General features: G+C 74.1%; 21 protein-coding genes. 8 read left to right on the forward strand and 13 right to left on the reverse strand.

Annotation, left to right across the window (positions count from 1 at the left end; genetic code table 11):
* Window positions 1–29: 29 nt before the first annotated feature.
* Window positions 30–1820: an NAD+ synthase gene (locus ACQEU6_RS15530; RefSeq protein ID WP_499332592.1), complete on the forward strand. Its 1791-nt coding sequence runs from the start codon at window positions 30–32 to the stop codon at window positions 1818–1820.
* 193 nt (window positions 1821–2013) lie between these two features.
* Here ACQEU6_RS15530 and ACQEU6_RS15535 read toward each other — a convergent pair whose 3' ends face one another.
* The 3 genes from ACQEU6_RS15535 to ACQEU6_RS15545 all read right to left on the reverse strand — a co-directional run bounded on the left by ACQEU6_RS15535 (window position 2014) and on the right by ACQEU6_RS15545 (window position 6441).
* Window positions 2014–4053 carry an ATP-binding SpoIIE family protein phosphatase gene (locus tag ACQEU6_RS15535; RefSeq protein WP_499332594.1) on the reverse strand — a complete coding sequence of 680 codons (2040 nt, stop codon included), beginning with the start codon at window positions 4051–4053 and terminating at the stop codon, window positions 2014–2016.
* Between the two features lie 179 nt (window positions 4054–4232).
* On the reverse strand, window positions 4233–4862 hold the full coding sequence (locus ACQEU6_RS15540; RefSeq protein ID WP_499332595.1) for a TetR/AcrR family transcriptional regulator: 630 nt from the start codon (window positions 4860–4862) through the stop codon (window positions 4233–4235).
* Between the two features lie 7 nt (window positions 4863–4869).
* Window positions 4870–6441, reverse strand: a complete 1572-nt coding sequence (locus ACQEU6_RS15545) for an MFS transporter (protein ID WP_499332597.1) — start codon at window positions 6439–6441, stop codon at window positions 4870–4872.
* A gap of 153 nt (window positions 6442–6594) precedes the next feature.
* Here ACQEU6_RS15545 and panB point away from each other — a divergent pair, with 153 nt between their 5' ends.
* Window positions 6595–7446, forward strand: coding sequence for a 3-methyl-2-oxobutanoate hydroxymethyltransferase (gene panB, locus ACQEU6_RS15550; RefSeq protein WP_499332598.1), 852 nt, complete (start codon window positions 6595–6597; stop codon window positions 7444–7446).
* A 139-nt stretch (window positions 7447–7585) separates the two neighbouring features.
* On the opposite strand, the gene ACQEU6_RS15555 is transcribed toward panB, so the two are convergent.
* The 4 genes from ACQEU6_RS15555 to npdG all read right to left on the reverse strand — a co-directional run bounded on the left by ACQEU6_RS15555 (window position 7586) and on the right by npdG (window position 10589).
* Window positions 7586–8335, reverse strand: coding sequence for a hypothetical protein (locus ACQEU6_RS15555; RefSeq protein ID WP_499332600.1), 750 nt, complete (start codon window positions 8333–8335; stop codon window positions 7586–7588).
* Between the two features lie 10 nt (window positions 8336–8345).
* Entirely contained in the window at window positions 8346–8666 is a 321-nt protein-coding gene (locus ACQEU6_RS15560; protein ID WP_499332602.1) for a hypothetical protein, read from the reverse strand.
* A gap of 77 nt (window positions 8667–8743) precedes the next feature.
* On the reverse strand, window positions 8744–9856 hold the full coding sequence (locus ACQEU6_RS15565) for a potassium channel family protein (RefSeq protein WP_499332603.1): 1113 nt from the start codon (window positions 9854–9856) through the stop codon (window positions 8744–8746).
* A gap of 37 nt (window positions 9857–9893) precedes the next feature.
* Window positions 9894–10589 (reverse strand): NADPH-dependent F420 reductase, encoded by a 696-nt coding sequence (gene npdG, locus ACQEU6_RS15570; protein ID WP_499332605.1) that lies wholly within the window; start codon window positions 10587–10589, stop codon window positions 9894–9896.
* Window positions 10590–10681: 92 nt separating this feature from the next.
* On the opposite strand from npdG, the gene ACQEU6_RS15575 reads away from it, so the two are divergent.
* Window positions 10682–11278: a hypothetical protein gene (locus tag ACQEU6_RS15575; RefSeq protein WP_499332607.1), complete on the forward strand. Its 597-nt coding sequence runs from the start codon at window positions 10682–10684 to the stop codon at window positions 11276–11278.
* Here ACQEU6_RS15575 and ACQEU6_RS15580 read toward each other — a convergent pair whose 3' ends face one another.
* Entirely contained in the window at window positions 11279–11455 is a 177-nt protein-coding gene (locus ACQEU6_RS15580) for a hypothetical protein (protein ID WP_499332609.1), read from the reverse strand.
* A 69-nt stretch (window positions 11456–11524) separates the two neighbouring features.
* On the opposite strand from ACQEU6_RS15580, the gene map reads away from it, so the two are divergent.
* From map to ACQEU6_RS15600, 4 genes are all read left to right on the forward strand, one after another.
* The gene (map, locus tag ACQEU6_RS15585) at window positions 11525–12376 is read left to right on the forward strand and encodes a type I methionyl aminopeptidase (protein WP_499332611.1); all 852 of its coding nucleotides are present in this window, start codon (window positions 11525–11527) and stop codon (window positions 12374–12376) included.
* Window positions 12377–12434: 58 nt separating this feature from the next.
* Window positions 12435–13124, forward strand: a complete 690-nt coding sequence (locus tag ACQEU6_RS15590; RefSeq protein WP_499332613.1) for a ComEA family DNA-binding protein — start codon at window positions 12435–12437, stop codon at window positions 13122–13124.
* A gap of 19 nt (window positions 13125–13143) precedes the next feature.
* Entirely contained in the window at window positions 13144–14217 is a 1074-nt protein-coding gene (locus tag ACQEU6_RS15595) for a DNA polymerase ligase N-terminal domain-containing protein (RefSeq protein ID WP_499332615.1), read from the forward strand.
* A gap of 208 nt (window positions 14218–14425) precedes the next feature.
* Window positions 14426–15142 (forward strand): metal-dependent hydrolase, encoded by a 717-nt coding sequence (locus ACQEU6_RS15600; protein ID WP_499332617.1) that lies wholly within the window; start codon window positions 14426–14428, stop codon window positions 15140–15142.
* On the opposite strand, the gene ACQEU6_RS15605 is transcribed toward ACQEU6_RS15600, so the two are convergent.
* From ACQEU6_RS15605 to ACQEU6_RS15615, 3 genes are read right to left on the reverse strand one after another with little or no spacing between them, the layout of a single operon-like run.
* Window positions 15143–15676, reverse strand: a complete 534-nt coding sequence (locus ACQEU6_RS15605; protein ID WP_499332618.1) for a hypothetical protein — start codon at window positions 15674–15676, stop codon at window positions 15143–15145.
* Entirely contained in the window at window positions 15673–17157 is a 1485-nt protein-coding gene (locus ACQEU6_RS15610; RefSeq protein WP_499332621.1) for an ATP-binding protein, read from the reverse strand. The genes ACQEU6_RS15605 and ACQEU6_RS15610 overlap by 4 nt, the downstream gene beginning before the upstream one ends.
* On the reverse strand, window positions 17154–17828 hold the full coding sequence (locus ACQEU6_RS15615; RefSeq protein ID WP_499332623.1) for a response regulator: 675 nt from the start codon (window positions 17826–17828) through the stop codon (window positions 17154–17156). Before ACQEU6_RS15615 ends, ACQEU6_RS15610 begins: the two co-directional genes overlap by 4 nt.
* 100 nt (window positions 17829–17928) lie before the next feature.
* Here ACQEU6_RS15615 and ACQEU6_RS15620 point away from each other — a divergent pair, with 100 nt between their 5' ends.
* A complete protein-coding gene (locus tag ACQEU6_RS15620; RefSeq protein WP_499332624.1) occupies window positions 17929–19662 on the forward strand; it encodes a hypothetical protein in 1734 nt (577 codons plus the stop codon).
* A 6-nt stretch (window positions 19663–19668) separates the two neighbouring features.
* Here ACQEU6_RS15620 and ACQEU6_RS15625 read toward each other — a convergent pair whose 3' ends face one another.
* Together ACQEU6_RS15625 and ACQEU6_RS15630 are read right to left on the reverse strand one after the other, a co-directional pair.
* Window positions 19669–20766, reverse strand: coding sequence for a baeRF3 domain-containing protein (locus tag ACQEU6_RS15625; protein ID WP_499332625.1), 1098 nt, complete (start codon window positions 20764–20766; stop codon window positions 19669–19671).
* An 89-nt stretch (window positions 20767–20855) separates the two neighbouring features.
* Entirely contained in the window at window positions 20856–21791 is a 936-nt protein-coding gene (locus ACQEU6_RS15630) for a TIGR03621 family F420-dependent LLM class oxidoreductase (RefSeq protein WP_499332627.1), read from the reverse strand.
* Window positions 21792–21807 lie beyond the last annotated feature (16 nt).

Here is a 21807-nt window from a genome sequence, read left to right on the forward strand (position 1 = left end):
AACCGGGTCCGGCGTTCTAGGCTTGGACCGTGGCACAACTCAGGCTCGCGCTCGCGCAGGTGAACTCGACCGTCGGCGACCTCGACGGCAACGCCGACCAGATCGTGACGTGGACGCGCCGCGCCGCCGAGGCGGGCGCGCACCTCGTCGCATTCCCGGAGATGATGCTGACCGGCTACCCCGTGGAGGACCTCGCGCTGCGCGCGTCCTTCGTGGAGGCGTCCCGCGACACCCTCCAGCGCCTCGCCCGGCGCCTCGCCGACGAGGGGCTCGGCGACCTCCCCGTCGTCACCGGCTACCTCGACCGCCCGCCGGCCGGCGGGTCCCGCCCGGGCCGGCCCGGCGGCCTGCCGCTCAACGCCGCCGCATGGCTGCACGGCGGCGAGGTCCTCGTCCGCTCCGCCAAGCACCACCTCCCCAACTACGGCGTGTTCGACGAGTACCGGATCTTCGCGCGCGGCGACCGGCTGCCGGTCGTCCGGCTGCACGGCGTGGACGTCGCCACCGCCGTCTGCGAGGACCTCTGGCAGGACGGCGGCCCGGTCGGCGCCGCGAACGCCTCCGGCGCGGGCCTGCTGCTGGCGATCAACGCCTCCCCCTACGAGCGCGACAAGGACGACGTCCGCCTCGACCTGTGCGCCCGCCGCGCCCGCGAGGCCGGCTGCGCCCTCGCCTACGTCAACCTCGTCGGCGGCCAGGACGAGCTCGTCTTCGACGGCGACTCGGTCATCGTCGGCCCGGACGGCGCGCCCCTGGCCCGCGCACCCCAGTTCGTCGAGCACCTCCTCGTCACCGACCTCGACCTGCCGGCCGCCGGCCCGGCCGCCGGCGAGGGCCCCGTCCGCGTCGACGCCCACGACGGCACCACGATCACCATCGAGCGGCACGTCCTGTCCGCCGACCCGCTGCCCGCCTACCCCGCGCGGCCGCGGACGGTCGCGCGCCCCCTGGACGACCTCGCCGAGGTGTACGCGGCGCTCGTCCTCGGCACCCGCGACTACGTCCGCAAGAACGGTTTCCGCTCCGTCGTGCTCGGCCTGTCCGGCGGCATCGACTCCGCCCTCGTCGCCACCATCGCCTCCGACGCCATCGGCCCGGAGAACGTGCACGCCGTCCTGCTGCCGAGCCGCTACTCCTCGGAGGGCTCCGTCGTGGACGCCGAGGAGCTCGTGAAGCGGCAGGGCGTCAACGCCCGCATCGTCCCCATCGCCGACATGGTCGAGGCGTTCGAGAAGCAGCTCGACCTGCACGGCCTCGCCGCCGAGAACCTCCAGGCCCGCATCCGCGCCAACGTGTGGATGGCCCTGTCAAACGAGGACGGCCACCTCGTCCTCACCGGCGGCAACAAGAGCGAGCTGGCGACCGGCTACTCCACCCTCTACGGCGACTCCGCCGGCGGCTTCGGCCCCATCAAGGACGTCTTCAAGCTCACCGTCTGGGACCTCGCCCGCTGGCGCAACACCCAGGCGGGCGAGGACTCGCCGCTCCTGCACCCGTTCGCGCAGGAGCCCGTCCCCGAGGCCATCATCGTCAAGGAGCCGTCCGCCGAGCTGCGCCCCGACCAGCGCGACCGCGACACCCTCCCCGAGTACGCCCTCCTGGACCCGATCCTGGCCGACTACGTCGAACGCGACATGGGCCGCGACGCCCTCGTCGAAGCCGGCCACGACCCGGCCCTGGTCGAGCGCGTCATCCGCCTCGTCGACCTCGCCGAATACAAGCGCCGCCAGTACCCGCCCGGCCCCAAGATCACCCCCAAGAACTTCGGCCGAGACCGCCGCCTCCCCATAACCAACCGCTGGCGCGAAAAGCTGGACTAGCCCAGGGGGGCGCCCCCCTTGGAAGACACAGCGCGAGGAGCGAGTGCTGCGAGCGCAGCGCGCATGCCCGCCGAGCCGGGCGACCGCAGCGACACGACACCGGCCGCACGGACACGACACACCCGCGGCGTGGCGTGAGGATCGTCCGGCTCGCAACGAGGGTTCCAGGGGGTCGCCCCCCTGGGAGACACGGCTACTCGCGGTGGTGGAGTTCGCCGGGCCAGGCTTCCTCGGGCCAGGCGGGGACCTGTTCCGAGGCGTCGGGGTCCACGCCGGGGACGATCTGTTCGCACCAGACGACCTTGCCCGCGGCGGTGCGGCGGCTGCCCCAGCGGTGGGCGAGCTGGCTGACGACCAGGAGGCCGCGGCCGTTCTCGTCGTCGTCCTCGGCGCGGCGCAGGCGCGGCAGGGCGGCGGAGCGGTCCAGGACCTCCAGGACGAGGGTGCGCTCCAGCAGGAGGCGCAGCTCGATCGGGCCGTGGGCGTAGCGGAGCGCGTTGGTGATGAGCTCGGACGCCAGCAGCTCGGTGGTGTAGTCGAGGTCCTCCAGGCCCCATTCCGCCAGGCGGGTGCTGACGAGGCCGCGGGCGCGCCGGACGGCGGCCGGGTCGGCGGGCAGCGTCCACGAGGAGTACTGCTCCTGGGGGAGGCGGCGCAGCCGGGCGATCAGGACGGCGATGTCGTCGCGGTGCTGGTCGGCGTAGACGCCCGCGAGGGTGGTCTTGGCGAGGTCCTCCATGGAGCGGTCGACCGAGTCGCGCCCGAAGATCTTCTGGAGGCGGGCGAGGCCGTCGTCGATGTCGCGGCCCCGGTTCTCGACCAGGCCGTCGGTGTAGATCACGAAGAGGCTGCCGTCCTCGACGGCGAACTCGCGGCTCTCGATGGCCGAGCCGCCCGAGACGCCGAGCGGCGGCGCGGGCGGGACCTCCAGGAACTCGTTGTCGCCGGTCGGGCTCGCCAGCAGCGGCGGCAGGTGCCCGGCGGAGGCGATCTCGATGGTGCCGCTGGTGGCGTCGTAGACCGCGTAGACGCAGGTGGCGAAGTGCGGCTCCTGCTCGCCCAGCTCGATCATCAGCTCGTGCATGACGTGCAGGGCGTCGGCGGGCGGCAGTTCCAGGTTCGCGAGCGTGTGCAGCGCGGTGCGCAGCCGCCCCATGGTGACGGCGGCGCGGACGCCGTGGCCGGCGACGTCACCGACGATCAGGGCGACGCGGGCGCCGGGCAGCGCGATCGACTCGTACCAGTCGCCGCCGACCTCGACGAGCTTGCTGCCCGGCAGGTAGCGGTGCCGGACCTCGACCGAGGACGGCGCGGACAGCCGCATCGGCAGCAGGCTGCGCTGCAGCGCGAGGGCGGTGGCCCGCTCGCGGCTGTAGCGCCGGGCGTTGTCGATGACGATGGCGGCGCGGGCGGCGAACTCCATGCCGATCTCGACGTCGTAGGCGTCGAACTTGCGGAACCCGGGGATGCGGGTGCAGGCGATGAAGCCGAGCAGCGTGTCGCGGGCGATCATGGGCAGCAGCACCATCGACACGTTGGACAGCAGCTCGCCCGCCGGGCCGCGCCGCCACAGCCGGCCGATCTCGCCCGCGTCGTCGAGGGTGATGTGCGCCAGGTGGACGGGCCGGGCCGTCTCCATGACCTGCCGGTACGGGGTGCCCTCCGGGAAGACGAGCACCTCGCCGACGGGGAACGTGGACGTCCAGCCCGGGTTGCCGTCGTCGGAGGTGACCGCGATGCGGCGCAGCACCGCCGAGCCGGACTCGGCGTGCACCTCGTCGGCGGCGACCAGGCTCTCCAGCACCAGCACCGACGCGACGTTGCAGAAGTGCGGGACGACGACGTCGACGAGGCCGCGGGCGGACTGGTCGAGGTCGAGCGTCGCGCCGAACCGGGTGAGCGGGTCGTCCATCAGGGCGCGCCGCATGAGGGCCGGGTCCTGGTAGCGCTCGCTCGGCGGCAGCTCGACGCGGACGAACACCAGCGCCGCGAGCGCCGCGCCCGTGCCGACGCCGAGCATCGGCTGCACGGTGACGAGGGCGTCGGCGGAGGCTCCGCCGTCGCCGCGCAGCACGCCCATCACGCCGTTGCGCTCCTGCCCGGCGCCGTTGGCCTCCAGGAGCGTTTCCAGCTCGGCCTTCGCCTCGTCGCCGACAAGGTCGGTGGCGGGGCGGCCGAGCAGCTCCTCGGGGGCACGGCCGAGGACGGTCTTGGCATTCGGGCCGCACTGCACGATTCGCCGAGCACCGTCGATGCCCAGGACAAGGGTCCGGGACGCCGAATCGGTGGCAGGCGCATCGCCGCGCGGCGCCATGACGGATCTCACCTGACGCGCTCCAGACAGCCGGTCGTCTCAGCACTACCCAGCGACAGTATGGGGCATGACCCAGCGGTAAGGGGAGAAGATCGCGCTTACCGCGCCGAAAACCGCCCGGAGTCCGCTTCCGGACGGCTCTCCCGGGCGTTCTCGATGCCCCTGAGGAGGGTGTCGACGACCGCCTCGGCGTACCCCTCGGGGAACGTCTCCTGCGGCCGCTTGGCGGTCAGCGATCCGAGCAGCAGCGACATCGCGACCTCCACGTCGAGGTCGGGGCGCAGCTCCCCGGAGTCGACCCCGCGCTGGATGACCCCGCGGACGACGTCGCGCCGCGGCTCGATGACGTCCTGCCGGTAGCGGGCGTACAGCTCGGGGTGCTTCTCCGCGCCGCCGACGACGTTCCAGAAGCACCGCGAGTACCGGCGGTGCCGGTCGCCCGCGAACCGCCGCGCGATCGCGGTGAGGTCGTCGCGGGCGGACGCGCCGGACGGCTCGGGCAGCGGCTCCTTGACCGCGCCGAGCGCGTGCACGATCAGCGCCTCCTTGCTGGGCCAGCGCCGGTAGATCGTCGTCTTGCCGACGCCGGCGCGGGCGGCGACCGCCTCGATGGAGACGCCCGCCACCCCCGACTCCTCGGCCAGCAGGTCCAGGGTGGCCTCGATGATGGCCTTCTCGGCGCGCTCGCTGCGAGGCCGCCCCGCCTGCCGCCGCTCGGTCCCGGTCATGATCCCCTCACCCTGCCACACCGGCCGCCTTCTCCGGCCGCCGCTCGGCCGGAGCCTGCTCGGGCGGCGCGGCGACGCGTCCCGGCATCCACTTCAGCACGACCAGGGCGCCGACGAAGGAGATCACGGCGGCGGCGACGGACGCCGCGTGCATGGCGTGCACGAAGGCGGCGTCGGCGGGGCCGACGAGGCCCTGCCCGGCGGTCCCCATCTGGGCGGCGACGGCGTGCGCGCCCTCGATGGACTCGCCGGCGGCCCGGCGCGCGCCCGCGGGCAGCGCGGCGAGCTCGTCGCGCAGGTCGCCGCGGTAGACGGAGGCGACGACCGAGCCGAGCACGGCCACGCCCATCGCGACCGCGACCTGGCGGGCGGTGTTGTTGATGGCCGACCCGGCGCCGGCCTTCTCACGGGGCAGCGCCGACATGACCGACTCGGTGGCGGGCGGCATCACGTTGGCCATCCCGGCGCCCTGCACGAAGAAGATCGCGCCGAGGATCCACAGGGAGGTGTCGACGCCCACGAACTGGTAGCTCGCCAGCGCGACGGTGACCAGCAGCAGTCCGACCGTGCAGACCGCCTTGGCTCCGTAGCGGCGCACCATGGCGGCGCTGCGCGGGGCGAAGGCGAGCTGCGCGACCGCGAACGGGAGCACCATGGCGCCGGACTGCAGCGGCGTCAGACCGCGCACGGACTGCATGTAGAAGTTGGCGAAGAAGAACACGCCGGTGGCGGCGAAGAAGCACAGCGCGATGGACGCGACGGCGGCGGACATGCGCGCGTCCTTGAAGAGCCGGACGTCGAAGGCCGGGGACGCGGTGCGGGCCTCGTGCCACACGAACAGGGCGAGGACGGCGGCGCCGGCGAGGATCGGGCCGAGCACGGGGAGGGCCAGCCAGTCGCCCTTCTCGCCGCCCTGGATGATCCCGTACGACAGGACGACCAGCCCGATGACCGACAGCACCACGCCGACCGGGTCGAGCCGGCCGGGGGACGGGTTGCGCGACTCGGGGACCAGGAACGCCATCAGCACGACGCCGACCGCGATGACCGGCACGTTGATGAGGAAGACCGAGCCCCACCAGAAGTGGGCGAGCAGCAGGCCGCCGGTGAGCGGGCCGATGGCCACGCCGAGGCCGACCGCGCCGGCCCAGATGCCGATGGCGCGGGCGCGCTCGTGCGGCTCGAAGACGTTGGTGATGATCGACAGCGTCTGCGGCATGACCGCGGCGCCGCCGAGGCCCATCAGGGCGCGGGCGTAGATGAGCTGCTCGGGCGACTGCGCGTACGCCGACACCAGCGAGGCGAGGGCGAACACCGCCATGCCGCCGACGAGCACGCGCTTGCGGCCGATCCGGTCGCCGACCACCCCGAAGGTGAACAGCAGGCCGGCGAAGACCAGCGTGTAGGAGTTGATCGCCCATTCGAGTTGGCTCTGGGTGGCGCCGAGGCCCTTGCCGGGGTCGGCGATGGTCTTGAGCGCGACGTTGAGGATGGTGTTGTCGAGCACCACCACCAGCAGGCTCATCGTCAGGACACCGAGGATGTACCACCGGCGGCGCTGGATCGTCTGGGGGTCCATGTCGATACGCAACGGTATCGTTTCGGAATCTGTTCCCGGCCCGGCGGAGAAAAATCTGGAATGGGGAGGGGTACCCGAATCGTTGGCCAGGTGGCACCATCGGTTTCGTCTGGGTACGCCACAGTGGCGCCTCAAGACCAGCGGAGGTTCTGCATGTCTTCTTCTGTCGCACCACCGGCGCAGCCGACCGCACTCTACGGCGGTACGAGCGGGCGCAGGGTGACCGTACGCGACATCGCCGCGGCGAAGCAGCGGCACGAGAAGTGGCCGATGCTCACCGCCTACGACGCGCTCACCGCGCGGATCTTCGACGAGGCCGGCATCCCGGTGCTGCTCGTCGGCGACTCCGCCGCGATGGTGGTCTACGGCTACGACTCGACCATTCCCGTCACCGTCGACGACCTGATCCCGCTCACCGCGGCCGTCGTCCGCGGCTCCAAGCGCGCCATGGTCGTCGCCGACCTGCCGTTCGGCTCCTACCAGACGGGCGTCGCCGAGGCGCTGACGGCCGCCACCCGGTTCCTCAAGGAGACCGGCGCCCACGCGATCAAGCTGGAGGGCGGCCGCCGGATCATCCCGCAGGCCGAGGCGATGGTCGCGGCCGGCATCCCGGTGATGGGCCACCTCGGCCTCACCCCGCAGTCGGTGAACGTGTTCGGCGGCTACCGGGTGCAGGGCCGCGGCCAGGACGGCGACGAGCTGATGGCCGACGCCAAGGCCCTGGAGGCGGCGGGCGCGTTCTCCGTCGTCCTCGAATGCGTGCCCGAGGACCTCGCCGCCCGCGTCACCGCGTCCCTGTCCATCCCGACGATCGGCATCGGCGGCGGCAACCAGACCGACGCGCAGGTCCTCGTCTGGCAGGACATGGCCGGGCTCACCCCGCACACCGCGAAGTTCGTCAAGAAGTTCGCCGACATGAACACCCTGCTCGGCGACGCGGCCCGCGCCTACGCCGACGAGGTCGTCGGCGGCGTCTACCCGGCGCCGGAGCACAGCTACCACTAGCGGGCACGGGCCTCGGCGCCCACCTGGGCCCACCCCCGCACGGCCGCGCCGTCACCGGCGCGGCCGTGTGTGGTCTCCGGCCGTGCGACGCGGCCTCCCCGGCCGTGCGAACGCGGCCTCCCCGGCCGTGCGACGTCGACTACTGGTCGGGGTCGGAGCGGACCGGTTCGATCCGTGCTCCTCCGGCGGGCATGCCGCCCTCGTGGTCCTGGCCGTCGCGCGGCGGCGGGATGCGGCGCGGGGGCGCTGCGTCCGTCGTGATCTCGTCGCGGAGGGTCTCCACGGCGGAGCGCAGCACGTCGGGACCGGCGACGTTCATCAGCAGCAGCCCCAGGTTGAGGGCCATCTGGCCGTCGGTCATCTCGCTGCCGGCGAGCGCGTCCACGGCCGTGCGCAGGTCGGCCTGGTCCTCGGCGGAGACGTTCTGGAGCAGGCCGAGGCAGTACGTCGGCAGCGCGAGCCGCGACTTGGCGAACGAGACGCCCCGCATGATCTCGCCCGCCTCGTGCGCGCGGGTCTTGGCCTGCATCCGGTCGACGCCCCGGTCGGCGGCGGCCAGCAGCGAGGTCAGCAGCGTGCTCGGCCCCACCGCGACGTCCTCGTCGCCGACCCGGACGGTGAACACCGCGCTGCGGAACACCATCATCGAGCCGAGGCTCGCCACGAGCACCTGCGTCGCCTCGGCGACGTGCGGCGACTGGACGCCGAACCGCCAGCCGAAGGTGTGCAGGAGCAGCAGCGAGCCCGCGCCCGCGCCCCCGTTGATCAGCACGTACGCCCAGGTGCTCGGCACGCGGACCAGGGTGGTGGGCCGGTCCCGGTACCGGCTGACCAGCTCGGCGATGCCGACCAGGCAGCTCAGCGAGACGGCGACGACGTATCCGATCATCGGGCCGCGGTCACTGCCCGGTCAGCCGGACGACCTCGTCGATCTCCCGCTCCACCGCGACGAGGCCGCGCTCGCGCAGCGTGTCCACGGCGTCGGCGACCTCCAGCAGCCCGAGCCGGGTCGCGTGGTGGATCTGCTCCATCGACAGCGGGCCGTTGGCCGCCCGCAACTGCGCCAGCACGCGGCGGCACGCGTCCTCCGCGCCCGGCTCCGCGTACCCGGCGGGGCCGGGCTCGCCGGCGGGCGCCGCGCCCGGCGGCCGGACCCCGCCGCTCCGCCCGGAAGGGGCCAGGAACGCGCTCCACGGATCTGCCGACCGGTTCTCTCTCATCTCCACCCTGCCTGTCGCCACTGCGATGGTACGTCAGGAGTAGGACGCGCGGCGGGCCGAAACCGCTCCCCGTCCGGTCAGCGGTCGCGCTCGCGGGAGGCGTCCGGCGGCGCGGCCGCCTCCGCCCCGCCCCGCCCGTCCTCCCCGTCCGGTTCGGAGGGGCCGCGGCGCCGGGCGGAGGAGCGTGCCACGATCAGCCGGTCGCCCGGTTCGAGGGCCGCGCAGCCGGCGTCGTCGAACGGCAGCAGCCGCCCGCCGCGCACCACCGCGAGGGCCGGGACGCGGACCGCGCCGAGCGGGCCGCCGACCTCGTCGGGGCGGACCTCGCGCTCCACCAGGTCGAGGCCGCTCCCCTGCTCCAGCAGGTCCTCGATGACCTCGCCGACGCTCGGCTGCGTGGTGGAGACCCCGAGCAGCCGCCCCGCCGCCTCCGACGAGGTCACCACGTGGTCGGCGCCGGACTGGCGCAGCAGCGGGACGTTCTCCGACTCGCGCACCGCCGCCTGGATCCCGGCGTGCGGGTTGAGCTGCCGGGCGGTCAGCGTGATCAGGACCGCGGTGTCGTCGCGGGCGCTCGCCACCACGATCTCGCGGGCCCGCTGGACCGAGGCCTGTCTCAGCACGGAGCTGCGGGTCGCGTCCCCGACGACGCCCGCGAACCCGGCCTCGGCGGCCTCGGCCACCACCCGAGGGTCCGGGTCCACCACCACGATCGACTCGGGCGGCACCCCGGTGCTCAGCAGGGTCCTGATGGCGCTGCGGCCCTTCGTGCCGTAACCGGCCACCACGATGTGGTCGCGCACGCGTGCCCTCCAGCGGGACCTTCGCCAGTCGTCGCGGGTGCGCTCCGCCAGCACCTCGAGGGTCGTGCCCACAAGGACGATGAGGAACAGCACCCGGACGGGCGTGATGAAGACGATGTTGACGAGCCTCGCGCCGTCCCCGACCGGTGTGATGTCGCCGTACCCGGTCGTGGACATGGTCACCGAGGCGTAGTAGAAGGCGTCCAGCAGCGACAGCCGGCCGTCGCCGGTGTCGCGGTACCCGCCGCGGTCGAGGTAGACGGCGGCCACCACCATGAGCAGCAGGACGAGCGCCAGCCCGACCCGCTTCGCCACGGCGCGCAGCGGCCCCGTCCTCGCCGACGGCAGCAGGACGGGCGGCCGTCGCGCGGCGTCGGGACCGTTCATCCCGGCAACCTACCGGGACGGCCGGCCCGAGGCGCGGTCAGACGTCCGTGATGCGCAGTCCGGCGTGGGCCTTGTAGCGCCGGTTCATGGAGATGAGGTTGGCGGTGAACGCCTCGATCTGGTGGGCGTTGTGCAGCCGCCCCCCGTAGACGCCGCGCATGCCGGGGATCCGTCCGGCGAGGGCCTGGACGAGGTCGGTGGCCTCCCGGTCGTTGCCGAGCACCAGGACGTCCAGCTCCATCTCCCGCACTTCCGGGTCGAGCAGCAGCCGGGCCGACACGTGGTGGAAGGCGGCCACGACGCGGCTGTCGGGAAGGACGGCGGCGGCCTGCTCCGCGGCGCTGCCCTCCTCGACCGGCAGCGCGAACGCGCCCTTGCCCTTCTCGAAGCCGAGCGGGTTCACGCAGTCCACGACGATCTTGCCGGCCAGCTCGGCGCGCAGCGACTCAAGCGTGGCCCGGTGCCCGTCCCACGGCACCGCCACGATCACGACGTCGGACTCGCCGGCCGCGACCGGGTTCTGCGCGCCGGAGACGGGCAGGTCCGCGCCGAGCTCGTCGGCGGCGGCCTGGGCGCGCTCGGCCTTGCGCGACCCGATCGTCACCCGGTGCCCGGCGAGTGCGAACCGGCGCGCGAGTCCCTTGCCCTGGTCCCCCGTCCCGCCCAGGATGCCGATGGTCAGGCCGCTCGCGTCGGGAAGGTCGTACGGCGTCTTCTGCTGCTGCTCAGTCATGCGGCCGAGTCTGCCAGGCGCCGGTCGGGGAGCCCGGCGCCGGGCTCCCGCATCGCCGAAAGGGGCCTGCCCGGGACGCGCGGTGAGGCACCATGGTGCCCGTGGACACCGAGCAGATGGCGATGTTGCGCGAGGTCCTGTCGGCGACGGGCTGGCTAGAGCGGACCGAGGAGTTCGGCCGGGCGCTGCGCGTCACCTCCCGCACCCCGGGCGGGCTGCTGCTGGTCGGCACGCCCGCCGGCGACCCGTGGCATCTGGCGGCGCACCTCGACGACGAGAGCCGGCTCGGCGGCGCCCCGGGCCTCGCGCCCACGCTGGTGCGCTGGGAGCCGCCGGCCGCGGCGCCCGCGCACCTGCGGATCGGGCTGGAGCGGCTGGAGGCGGCCCGGCGCGGCGAGACGCTGTTCGTCGTCGCCGAGGAGGGGGCGCCCGTCCCGCTGCTGGAGCGGGTGGACGACGCGCGCCGCACCGGGGCGACCGTCCTCGCGCTGGAGGGCGGCGACCGCGAGCTGCGCGGCCTCGCCCACGAGGCGCTGACCGTCCCGCCGGGCGAGGCCCTCATGTCGTTCGACGGGGCGCAGCACCTCGTCAGCGCGGCCGCGGGCCGGGAGCCGGCGCGGACCGCGCGCGGGCTCCGGCGCCGCCTCGCCCGCCTCCTCGACACCGTCTCCGGCCCCGTCCTGGACTGATCAGTCCTCGTTCTGCCTGCGCCACGCCTCGTTGCGCTCGCGGGCGGTGGCCATGGCGTTCGCGGCCTCGCCCTCGGTCGCGTAGGGGCCCATCCGGTCCTTGCCGGGGCAGCCGGCCCCGTGCTCGACCTTCATGTGCTTCAGGCAGAACCACCAGTCACCGTCGTCACCGGCCATCGGCACTCCTCTCGATCACGCGCTGGCACCGCATTGTTGCCCGGATCGCGCTGACTACACTCCATCACTATGACGACCCAGTTGCTCCGACCCGGACGCGTCTCCCCCATGCGCAAGGTTCCCTCGGACATTCCGCGCCCGGAGTACGTGGGGAAGAAGCGGCCGCGGACGGGCGAGCCCGACGTCAAACCGCCCGAGACGATCGAGCGGATGCGGGTCGCCGGAAGGATCGCCGCGCAGGCGCTGGAGGAGGTCGGCCGGCACGTCCGGCCCGGGATCACCACCGACGAGCTGGACGCGATCGGGCACGCGTTCATGCTCGACCACGGCGCCTACCCCTCCACGCTCGGCTACCGCGGGTACCCCAAGTCGCTGTGCACCTCGATCAACGAGGTGATCTGCCACGGCATCCCGGACGACACGGTCCTGCGCGACGGCGACATCGTCAACGTCGACATCACCGCCTTCATCGGCGGCGTGCACGGCGACACCGACGCGACGTTCCTGTGCGGGGACGTGGACGAGGAGTCGCGCCTGCTGGTGGAGCGCACCCGCGAGGCGGCGATGCGCGGCATCCGGGCGGTCAAGCCGGGCCGGGCGCTGAACGTGATCGGCCGGGTCATCGAGTCCTACGCCAAGCGGTTCGGGTACGGGGTCGTGCGCGACTTCACCGGGCACGGGATCGGCACGACGTTCCACTCCGGCCTCGTCGTCCCCCACTACGACGACCCGGCCGCGACGACGATCATCGAGCCGGGCATGACGTTCACGGTCGAGCCGATGCTGACGCTCGGCACCCACGAGTACGACATGTGGGCCGACGGCTGGACCGTCGTGACCAAGGACCGCAGGCGCACGGCCCAGTTCGAGCACACGCTGCTGGTCACCGAGGACGGCCACGAAATCCTCACCCTGCCGTGACCCATCCCTCGGTCTAGAGTCCGATTCGCCCACATCCGGCCCGGGAGACTCTCCAGAGATGAACGCCCCAGCGCCGTACGAACCGAGGGTCCCCTCCGACAGCATGCCGCCGGGGCGGGCCGCGGTGAGCGTCACGTGGGCGGCGCTGCCGTTCCTGACCCTCGGCTTCGGCACGCCGTTCACGTTCGCCGCCGCGCTGCTGTGGCGGCGGAGCCTGCACCTGCTGGTGTCGACGGCCGTGTACGCCGGGACGTTCGCGCTGATGCTGTCCCTGCTCTCCGGCGGCGACGAGGACCAGGGCACCGTGCGGATCGCCGGCATGCTGATGTCCGTCCTGGCGGTGGTGGGCTGCGGGCACGCCTTCCTGATCCGGCGGAAGGTGTTCGACCCGCACGGGCTGTCGGGCGTCGACAACGAGGCCGTGGTGGAGCGGGTCAAGCGGCAGCGGCTGCTGCGGGAGAAGGCGCGGGCGCTGGCGTCGTCCGACCCGGGGCTCGCCAAGGAGCTGCGCATCGGGCGGCCCGACCTGCCGCGCCAGTACAACGACGGCGGGCTGGTCGACGTCAACCACGCGCCCGCGCGGGCGCTGACGCTGCTGCCCGGCATCACCGCGGAGCTGGCGGCCGTGATCGAGCGGGTCCGGGCCGAGACGGGCGGGTTCGTGTCGGCCGAGGAGCTGTCCGCGGTGGCGGGGCTCCCGCCCTCCCTGACCGGCGATCTGGCCGACTACGCCGTCTTCATCCGCTGAGCGCGGGTATGCAGCGGGGGTGACTCCGAAGAAGCCCGGGAAGCACGCCGCTCCCCCGGCCCGTGAGGGCGACCGGCTCGCCGAGTACCGGGGCAGGCGGGATCCCGGCCGGACGCCGGAGCCCGTGCCCGAGGGCGGGGCGCTCCCCCGGGGGGACAGGGCGCTGCCGCGCGGGAACGACGACACGTTCGTCGTCCAGGAGCACCACGCGACCAGCCTGCACTGGGACCTGCGGCTCGAACGCGACGGCGTGCTCGTCTCGTGGGCGGTGCCGAAGGGCCTGCCGTGGAGTCCGGAGACGAACCACCTCGCCGTGCACACCGAGGACCACCCCCTGGAGTACGCCGCCTTCGAGGGCGAGATCCCGCGCGGGGAGTACGGCGCCGGGAAGATGACCATCTGGGACAGCGGGACCTACGAGACGGAGAAGTGGTCCGAGCGCGAGGTGAAGATCGTCATCCACGGTTCGCGCGTGTCCGGCCGCTACGTGCTGTTCAGGACGCGCGGCGAGAACTGGATGATCCACCGGATGGACCCGCCGGCGGACCCGGACGCCGAGCCGCTGCCCGAGGCGCTGCGCCCGATGCGGCCGCAGGAGCGGGCCCGCCTCCCCCGCGACACCGGCGCGTGGGGCTTCGAGTTCGCGTGGGGCGGCAGGCGGCTGGCGGCCTACGTCGAGGGCGGCCGGACCCGGTTCACCGACGGGCGGGGCCGCGCCGTCGACGGCCCCGGCGGGCTCGGCCCCCGGCTCGGGGAGCGGCTCGGCGCCCGGCCCGCGCTGCTGGACGGGGAACTGGCCGTCCTGGACGGCCGCGAGACCTACATGATCTACGACGTGCCGCATCTGGACGGGCACCCGCTGCTGGACGTCCCCTACCGGGAGCGGCGGGAGCGCCTCGACGGCCTCGGCCTGTCGGGCCCGCGGTGGCAGACGGCCCCCTGGTTCCCGGGCGACGGCGCCGCCGTCCTGGAGGCGGCGCGCGACCAGGGCCTGCCCGGCGTCGTCGCGAAGCGCCTGGACTCCCCCTACGTGCCGGGCGAGGAGTCCGGCGCGTGGCGGCTCATCCGGTCCCGGCCCAGGAAGCGGCGCTGACCCGCCCGCGGCCGGCGCGATCCGCGTCGGGCGCTCGCCGAGCCCTTCGCAAAGCCCCGGCGCCCCGGGCGGAACCGGCGGTCGCCTCCGGGCATCAAAAGGACGTGACGCCCCGTTCGGCGCGTCTTCGCTGAAAACGATCAGAGGCGGTCTAGAGTCCCGCCCTGAGACGGGCGGCGATACGCGCTGGAAGGCGGGGGAACGGCACATGATGGGCAAGACGCATGCCCTGAGCGGAGCGCTGGCGTGGCTGGGCGCCGTCCCGATCATCGGGCAGGAGCGGCTGCTCGGCGAGCACGCGGTGACGCTGTCGCCGGAGCAGGTCATGGCGGGCGCGGTGGTGTGCGCCGGCGCCGCGATCCTGCCCGACATCGACCACCACAACGGCCGGATCGCCAACACCTTCGGGCCGATCACCAACCACATGTGCAAGTGGATCGGGAAGGTGTCGGGCGGGCACCGGCACGCGACCCACTCGATCCTGTTCGCGGTCGGCATCGGCTGGGCGATGGACACCCTCGCCACCCACTACGTCTGGGCCTGGTGGGCCTGCCTGTTCATGATCGTGGGGCTGGGGCTGCGCGGCGTCGGGCTGGACTTCGAGGGCGCCGAGCCGCAGTCGGCGCTGGCGGACTGCGCGCTGGCCCTGATCGCCGTCTGGCTCATGCACAAGATCGATATGAGCTTCGTCGGGTTCGCGGTGACGCTCGGCTGCCTGGCCCACGTCGTCGGCGACTGCCTGACACCGAGGGGATGCCCGGTGTTCTGGCCGCTGCCGTGGCGGATCGACATCCCCGTCATCCCGCGGACGGACGGCAAGGTCGAGCGATGGGTGGTGATGCCGATCCTGATCCTCGGCATCGCGATCCTCACCATCCGGTCCGTGCTCGGCGACATCACCGCCCAGTGGCTGACCCGGGGCTGATCATCCGAGCAGGTCGGAGAAATCGTCGCAGGTCAGGGTCTCCCGTTTGAGGAGCAGGACGTGCTTCTCCACGTCCGAGCGGCTCAGAAGGTTGACGCGCTTGGTGCCCGGGACGGCCTGCGCGGTGCACACGATCTGGGCCTTGGCCGTCCGCGACCAGGATTTCGGCCCGTCAGCGCCGACCGGGCCGACGTCGATCTCGCGACCGCGACGGGCCGGGCCGGACCCGTCCGCGGCGGCCTGCGCGTAGAGCTCGCCGTGGACCTCCGTATGCAGCCCGAGCGCGCGCTCCCCCGTGGTGGGCGGCACGGTCAGCTGCTGGACGGCCAGGTACGACTCGCCGGGCAGGCCGGGCCTCGTGACCGGCACCAGCCTGCCGCCCCGCACGAGGTAGATGGTGATCGTGGCGGCGTACGCCCGCGCGGTCGGCCCTTCTCCCGCGCTGATGATCCCCGTCGGGCGGATCCCGCAGCCGGCCAGAGCGGCGCAGGCCGCCACCGCCAGGAGCGCCCGCGCCCGGTCCGTCCGCCTCATGGGCGCTCGTCCTGTTCTCCGTCGGGCAGCCACAAGGTGAACACCGCGCCGCCTTCCGGTCCGTTGGCCGCCTCCAGCGTGCCCCCGTGCAGCAGAGCGTTCTCCTTGGCGATCGACAGGCCGAGGCCGCTGCCCTCGCTGCGCGAGCGCGCCGCCTCCGCCTTGACGAACCGGTCGAAGACCACCGCGGCCACGTCGGGCGGAAGGCCGGGGCCGCGGTCGGCGACCACGACCCGCACTCCGCCCGCGTCCTTCCGCTCCGGACGGCCGAAGCGCAGCGAGACGGGCGGGCGCCCGTGCTTGAGGGCGTTCCCGGCGAGGTTGGCGACGATGACGTCGAACCGCCGCGGGTCCAGCCGGACGAACAGGTCCGCGGGGCCCTCCACCGCCATCTCGTCCCGCCAGCCGCGCGCCTCCAGGGTCGCGCGGACCGCGTCGGCGACGTTGACGTCGTCCAGGACGAGGGCGGCGGCGCCCGAGTCGAACAGGCTTATCTCGATCAGGTGCTCGACGAGCGTGCCGAGCCGCCGGGTCTCCTCCGCGACGAGCCGGACCGCGGCCCCCTCGCCCGCGTCGCCGGCCTCCTCGGCGAGCACGTCCGTCATGGCGATCATCGAGGTGAGCGGCGTGCGCAGCTCGTGGGACACGTCGGCGACGAACCGGCGGGACGCGGCCTCCATCGCGCGCAGTTCCGTCACCGTCCGCTCCAGCGCCTCCGCGGTGCTGTTGAAGGTGACGGCGAGGTCGGTCAGCTCGTCGCGGCCCCGCGCCCGGACGCGGGTGTCCAGCTGCCCCTCGCCGAGCGCGCGGGCGGCGGCGCCGAGGCGGCGCACCGGGCGCAGTACGCCCCCGGTGGCCAGCAGCGCGAGGGCGAGCGCGGCCGCCAGCGCGGCGGCGTCCGCGATCAGCAGGGTGCGGGTGAACAGCCACAGGTCGGCGGCCTCCCGGCGCAGGCTCGCGGAGACGAAGACCATCGGCGGCGTCGTCCGCCACGGCTCGTCCGCCGTGGTCGTGTAGCCGGTGACGCGCGCACCGACGAGCAGGTAGGGCGTGCCGTGCCGGGTCACGCGCCGGAAGACCATCCCTCGCACCGCGCGCCTGGCGAACTCCCGGGTCACCGGCACGTCCAGCGCGCTCGGCGGCGGGAGGCCGGACTCACCGCGCAGCGGCACCGGCACCGCCACCGCCCTGCGCCCCTCGGCCGCGCCGAGCGCCTCCTCCAGCCTTCCGGAGACCAGCAGCTCGGCGTCGGGCGGCAGGTTCGGCGGGATCTGCTGGGCGAGGGTGGCGCGGACGTCGTTGATCACCGCGTCCTGGGCGCGCTGCAGCATCACCCGCCGCAGCAGCACGTAGGAGATGCCGGAGGCGAGCACGGACGCCAGCAGCGCGACCGCGGTGAACGCGGCCGCGAGCCGCACCCGCAGCCCGGTGAACCGCAGGCCCCGCATCCCGGGCACGACGAACCGGAGGAGGCGCCTCACGGCGCGGTGAACCGGTAGCCGAAGCCCCGCACCGTCTCGATCAGCCGCGGCTCGGCCGGCTCGTCCTCGATCTTGGCGCGGACGCGCTGGACGCAGGCGTCCACGAGCCGCGAGTCGCCCGGGTAGGTGTGCTCCCACACCTCGGCCAGCAGGTGCTGGCGGGTGAGGGCCTGGCCGGGGCGGCGCGTCAGCTCCAGCAGGAGCCGCAGCTCGGTCGGGGTGAGGCGCAGGTCGGCGCCGCCCTTGGTGACCTTCAGGGAGGTCCGGTCGACGACGAGGTCGCCGTAGACGGACCGGTCGAGGCGGGTCTGGTCGGCGCGGCGCAGGACCGCGCGGATCCGGGCGTCCAGGACGCGGGGCTCGACGGGCTTCACCACGTAGTCGTCGGCGCCCGCCTCCAGGCCGAGGACGACGTCGAGGTCGTCGCCCCGCGCGGTCAGCAGGATGACCGGCAGCGGGTCGTCCCGGCGGATGCGGCGGCACACCTCGATGCCGTCGATGCCGGGCAGCATCACGTCCAGCACGGCGATCTCGGGGCGGCGCGCCCGCAGCGCCTCCAGCCCGTCCTCGCCGGTGGCCCGGGACGTCACCCCGTGCCCCTGGCGGGTCAGCGCCAGCTCCAGAGCCGCCCTGGCGGACGGATCATCCTCGATGAACAGAATGCTCGCCACCCGGTCATTATCGGCGCCCTCGATCATCCGGCGGGCAGTGTCACAAGATCCGGACATCTTCGGCACGAGACCATGACAGGCCGCCGGAACCGTGGGACGCATGTCGCTCGCCCTGCTCCCGCCCCGCCGTCAAGCGCCGCCCGCCCCGCCGGGCTCCTCCCGGAGGTTCCCGCGCGCCCTGCCGTGGCTGCTCGCGGCCGGCGTGCTCGCGCAGGCGGCGGTCCGGCTCTGGTTCTCCTGGGCGCGGACGGCCCCGGCCGCCGACCCGGACGAGACCGGCTACCTGCTCGCCGCCCGCCTGCTGGCCGGCGGGCCGGGCGGCGACCTGTCCGGCAACACCTTCTACCAGGGCGGCTATCCGCTCCTGCTCACCCCGGCCTTCTGGTTCTCCCACGACCCCGCGACGGTCTATACGGCCGTCATGGTGATCAACGCGCTGCTGGGGGCGGCGCTGTTCCCGCTCGGGTACGCGGCGGCGCGCCGCTTCGGGCTGGCTCGCCGCCCGGCCCTGCCGCTGGCGTTCGCGGCGGCGCTGCTGCCCGCGACGACGTTCTTCGGCGCCTTCGCGCTCGCCGACGCCGTCCTGCCGGCGCTCGTCCTGGCGTGGCTGCTGGCGCTGGACCGCTTCGTCCGGAACGGCCGGGCCGGGGACGCGGCCCTCGCGAGCCTGGTCGCGTCCTGCGCGGCGGCCGTGCACACCCGCGGGGCGGTCCTGCTCGCCGTGCACGCCGCCGCCCTGCTGGTCACGGCCCTGCCCGGACGCCGCAGGATCCGCGCCGCGCTGGCCGGGGCCGCCGTGGCGCTCGCCGGGTACGCGGCGGGGGCGGCGCTGAACGCGCACGTCCGCGCCGAGCTGTATCCGCGCGGCACGCGGGACCTCAGCGGGATCCTGGTGTCCCGGCTGACCACGGTGCCCGGACAGGAGTGGGCGCTGTCGGGCGCGGCGGGGCAGCTCTGGTACCTGATCGTCTCCACCTGGGGACTGGCGGGGGCGGGGCTGGCGGCCGTCGCGGCGGTCCTCGCGCGGCGGCGGACGCCCGCGGCGGACAGGATCATGGCGGGGGTGCTGCTCGCCGCGACCTGCGGCGTCGCCTACGCCTCCTCGGCCGCGCTGCCGGACGAGCACCGGGTGGGCAACTTCGCCTACGGCCGCTACCTGGCGTGCGTGGCGCTGGTCTACGCCCTCGCCGGGGCCGCGGCGCTGGCGCGGCTCACCGCGGGCCCGGCGATCCGGCTGGCGGCGGCGGGCGCGCTCCTGCTGGAGGGAGCCGCGCTGTGGGTCACCGGCTACGCGGGCGACCGGCTCCGCACCCACGCCTTCATCGGGTTCGACTTCCCCGAGGTCACGTTCCTGACCGACGACCGGGGCGCGCTGCACCTGCACGAAGCGTCACTCGCCGCGCTCGCCCTGCTCGGCGGCCTGCTCGTGCTGTCCAGGCTGGACGGGACGGCCCTGGCCTCCGTCGTGCTCGCCGGGGTCAACCTCGCGGCGCTGACGTTCGCGATGGGGCCGCACGCGCGGCGCGTCCCGGCCGGGCCCCCGCTGCCCGGCCCGGCCTCAGGCGGGGTCGTCACCGACGCGTCGCTCAACTGGGCCGTCAGGACCGCGCTGATCCACCCCGTGTGGTGGACGCGCGTCGGCGCCTTCGACGTCCGCGCCGGGCGGCCGCCCGCGCCGGGCGTGTGCACGGTCGTCGTGCCCCTCCCGGACGGGACGCGGCCGGAGGCGTCCTGGCCCGCGCACCCGGCGGGCTGGCGGCCGCACGCGGGACGGTTCTGGTCGCCGTCCTGGGTGAGCTGGCACGCCCCGTCCTGCGCGGGCGCGGGCCGGTAGCGCCGGTCAGTAGCGCGTCACCAGCGCGATCCGGTCGTGGTCGATGAGGAAGCCGTCCGAGACGAAGGTGACCTCGCCCCCGTACTCCAGCACGGTCTCGATCACGTGGTCCACGACGTCGTCGACGACGTCCGCGCCCTTGAGCACGCCGGGCATGCCCTCCACCGGGGTCAGCTCGCCCTTCGTCCGCACCGCGGGCGCGTAGTAGCCACGCTCCACGACCAGGTGCTCGCCGCGCCCCTCCTCGACCAGCTCGGTCACCTCGCACAGCCCGCCCGCGTACCGCTGGATGCTGCGCGCCGCCTCCAGCTCCGACAGCACGCCGACCTCGCGGAGGTCCTCGTAGGCGGCGAGCGCGGGCCGGGCCGCCTCGGCGAGCGCGCTCGGCGAGGCGCCCTCGAAGCTGCCGTCGACGCGTCCCGCCACGGTGACGTGCGGACCGGCGACCTCGTCGAAGACGGCCTGGTACCGGGTGACGCCGGCGACGATCAGCGGGCGCCGGTCCCGCGCGAGGACGTGTTCGAGGGCGGCCACCGCGTCCCGCACGGCCTGGCGGCGGCGCTCGCCCTCGCCGCCCTGCGCGGCCCGCCGCGCCTGCCGTCCGGCGCTCGCCTCGTCGATCGGCCCGGGCTCGACGGGGAAGCCGCCGCGGGCGTGCTCGGTGAGCTCCGCCCCGAGGCCGCTCCACAGCCTCGTCCGGTGGTCCGACAGGGAGAGCAGCCAGTAGCGCGGCGTGCGGGTGAAGGCGGCGACGAGGTCGCGGGTGGCGAACCCGGTGTCGACGACCACCCGCTCGTCCACGGGCTGGCCGATCGTGAACGCGTGGTGCTCGCCGTGCGGGGCGGCGAACAGCACCAGCGCGTCGGAGGCGTGCCGGGGGTCGACCTCGCCCGCGGCGCGCTCCAGCCCCCGCACGACGTCGTCGGCGGCGTCGGACTCCACCCGGGGGTCGTCGTGGAGGCGGCGCCTCACCTCGCCCAGCAGATTCCGCAGCCTGATGCGGTCCTCCCGGCCTTCCCGGGCGGAGCGGTGCGTCGGCATCAGCACCGACACCGCGGGGTAGGGCCTCGGCTTGCGCAGCCCGGACAGGGTGACGGCATCCATGATCCCCCGATCGTCGCTCTATGCCTTTCTGTCTCTTTTGTAGCGACCTGTAGGTAAATGAGGTGTAAGCCCCGTCCGAATTGCGGGCCTCAGACCCGCTCGATCACCGGGCCGAGGACGTCCATGAACGGCGAGTGCACCGTGACGTAGGAGAACCCGTACCGCTCGCGGCGCTCCCGGATCTGCTCGGCGATCTGCGCCTGCGTCCCGAGCAGGACGAACGGCGTGTCCAGGATCTCCTCGACCGTCATGTACGGGAGACGCTCCGCCCGCATCCGCTCGGCCTCGGCGCGCCGGTCGGAGGTCACCTGCACGTGCTGGACGAGCACGTTCCACTCGATCCGGTCCGCCCGGTCGCCGGCGTGCTCGCGGGCGAACCGCACCCGCTCGGCGGCCTCCTCCGCGGTGCCCAGCCGGAAGGTGCCCGGCGGCTCGCCCTTCATCTGGTACGCCCCCGCGATCCCGACGATGTCGGCATGGCGCGCCGCCGCCCGCAGGACCGTGTCGCCGGTGCCGCCGACCAGCAGCGGCGGTCCCGAGCCGCCGAACCCGGCGCGCTGCACGGGCGCCGTCCCGGCGAGCCCGAAGAACTCGGCCACCGGCCGGTGCCGCTCGTAGCCGTCCCCGCCGAACAGCAGGCCCAGCTCCTCGATCAGCCCGGTCATCCGCTCCACGCGGGCGCCGAACGGCTCCCACGGGATCCCCGCCGCGTCGAACTCCCTTTTCATGTGCCCGGCGCCGAGCCCGAGCTCGACCCGCCCGCCGGTGAGCCGGTCGGCGGTGGCGACCTCGCGGGCGAGCAGGTGGGCGTTCCAGAAGCCGGCGTTCAGCACCAGGGCGCCGACGCGCAGCCGCTCGGTCGCGTCCGCGGCGGCGACCATGGTCGGGAAGGGGGCAGGGGAGCCGAGGTGGTCGGGCACGAGCGCGACGTCGTAGCCGTACCGCTCGCCGCGCCGGCACCGCTCGGCGAAGTCGTCCCGGGAGACGATGTCGAAGACGTTGAACCCGAAGCGCAAGTCCCTCATGGGGTCACCCTGCCAC

The organism is Spirillospora sp. CA-108201, assembly GCF_050936235.1.
GTDB lineage: Bacteria > Actinomycetota > Actinomycetes > Streptosporangiales > Streptosporangiaceae > Spirillospora.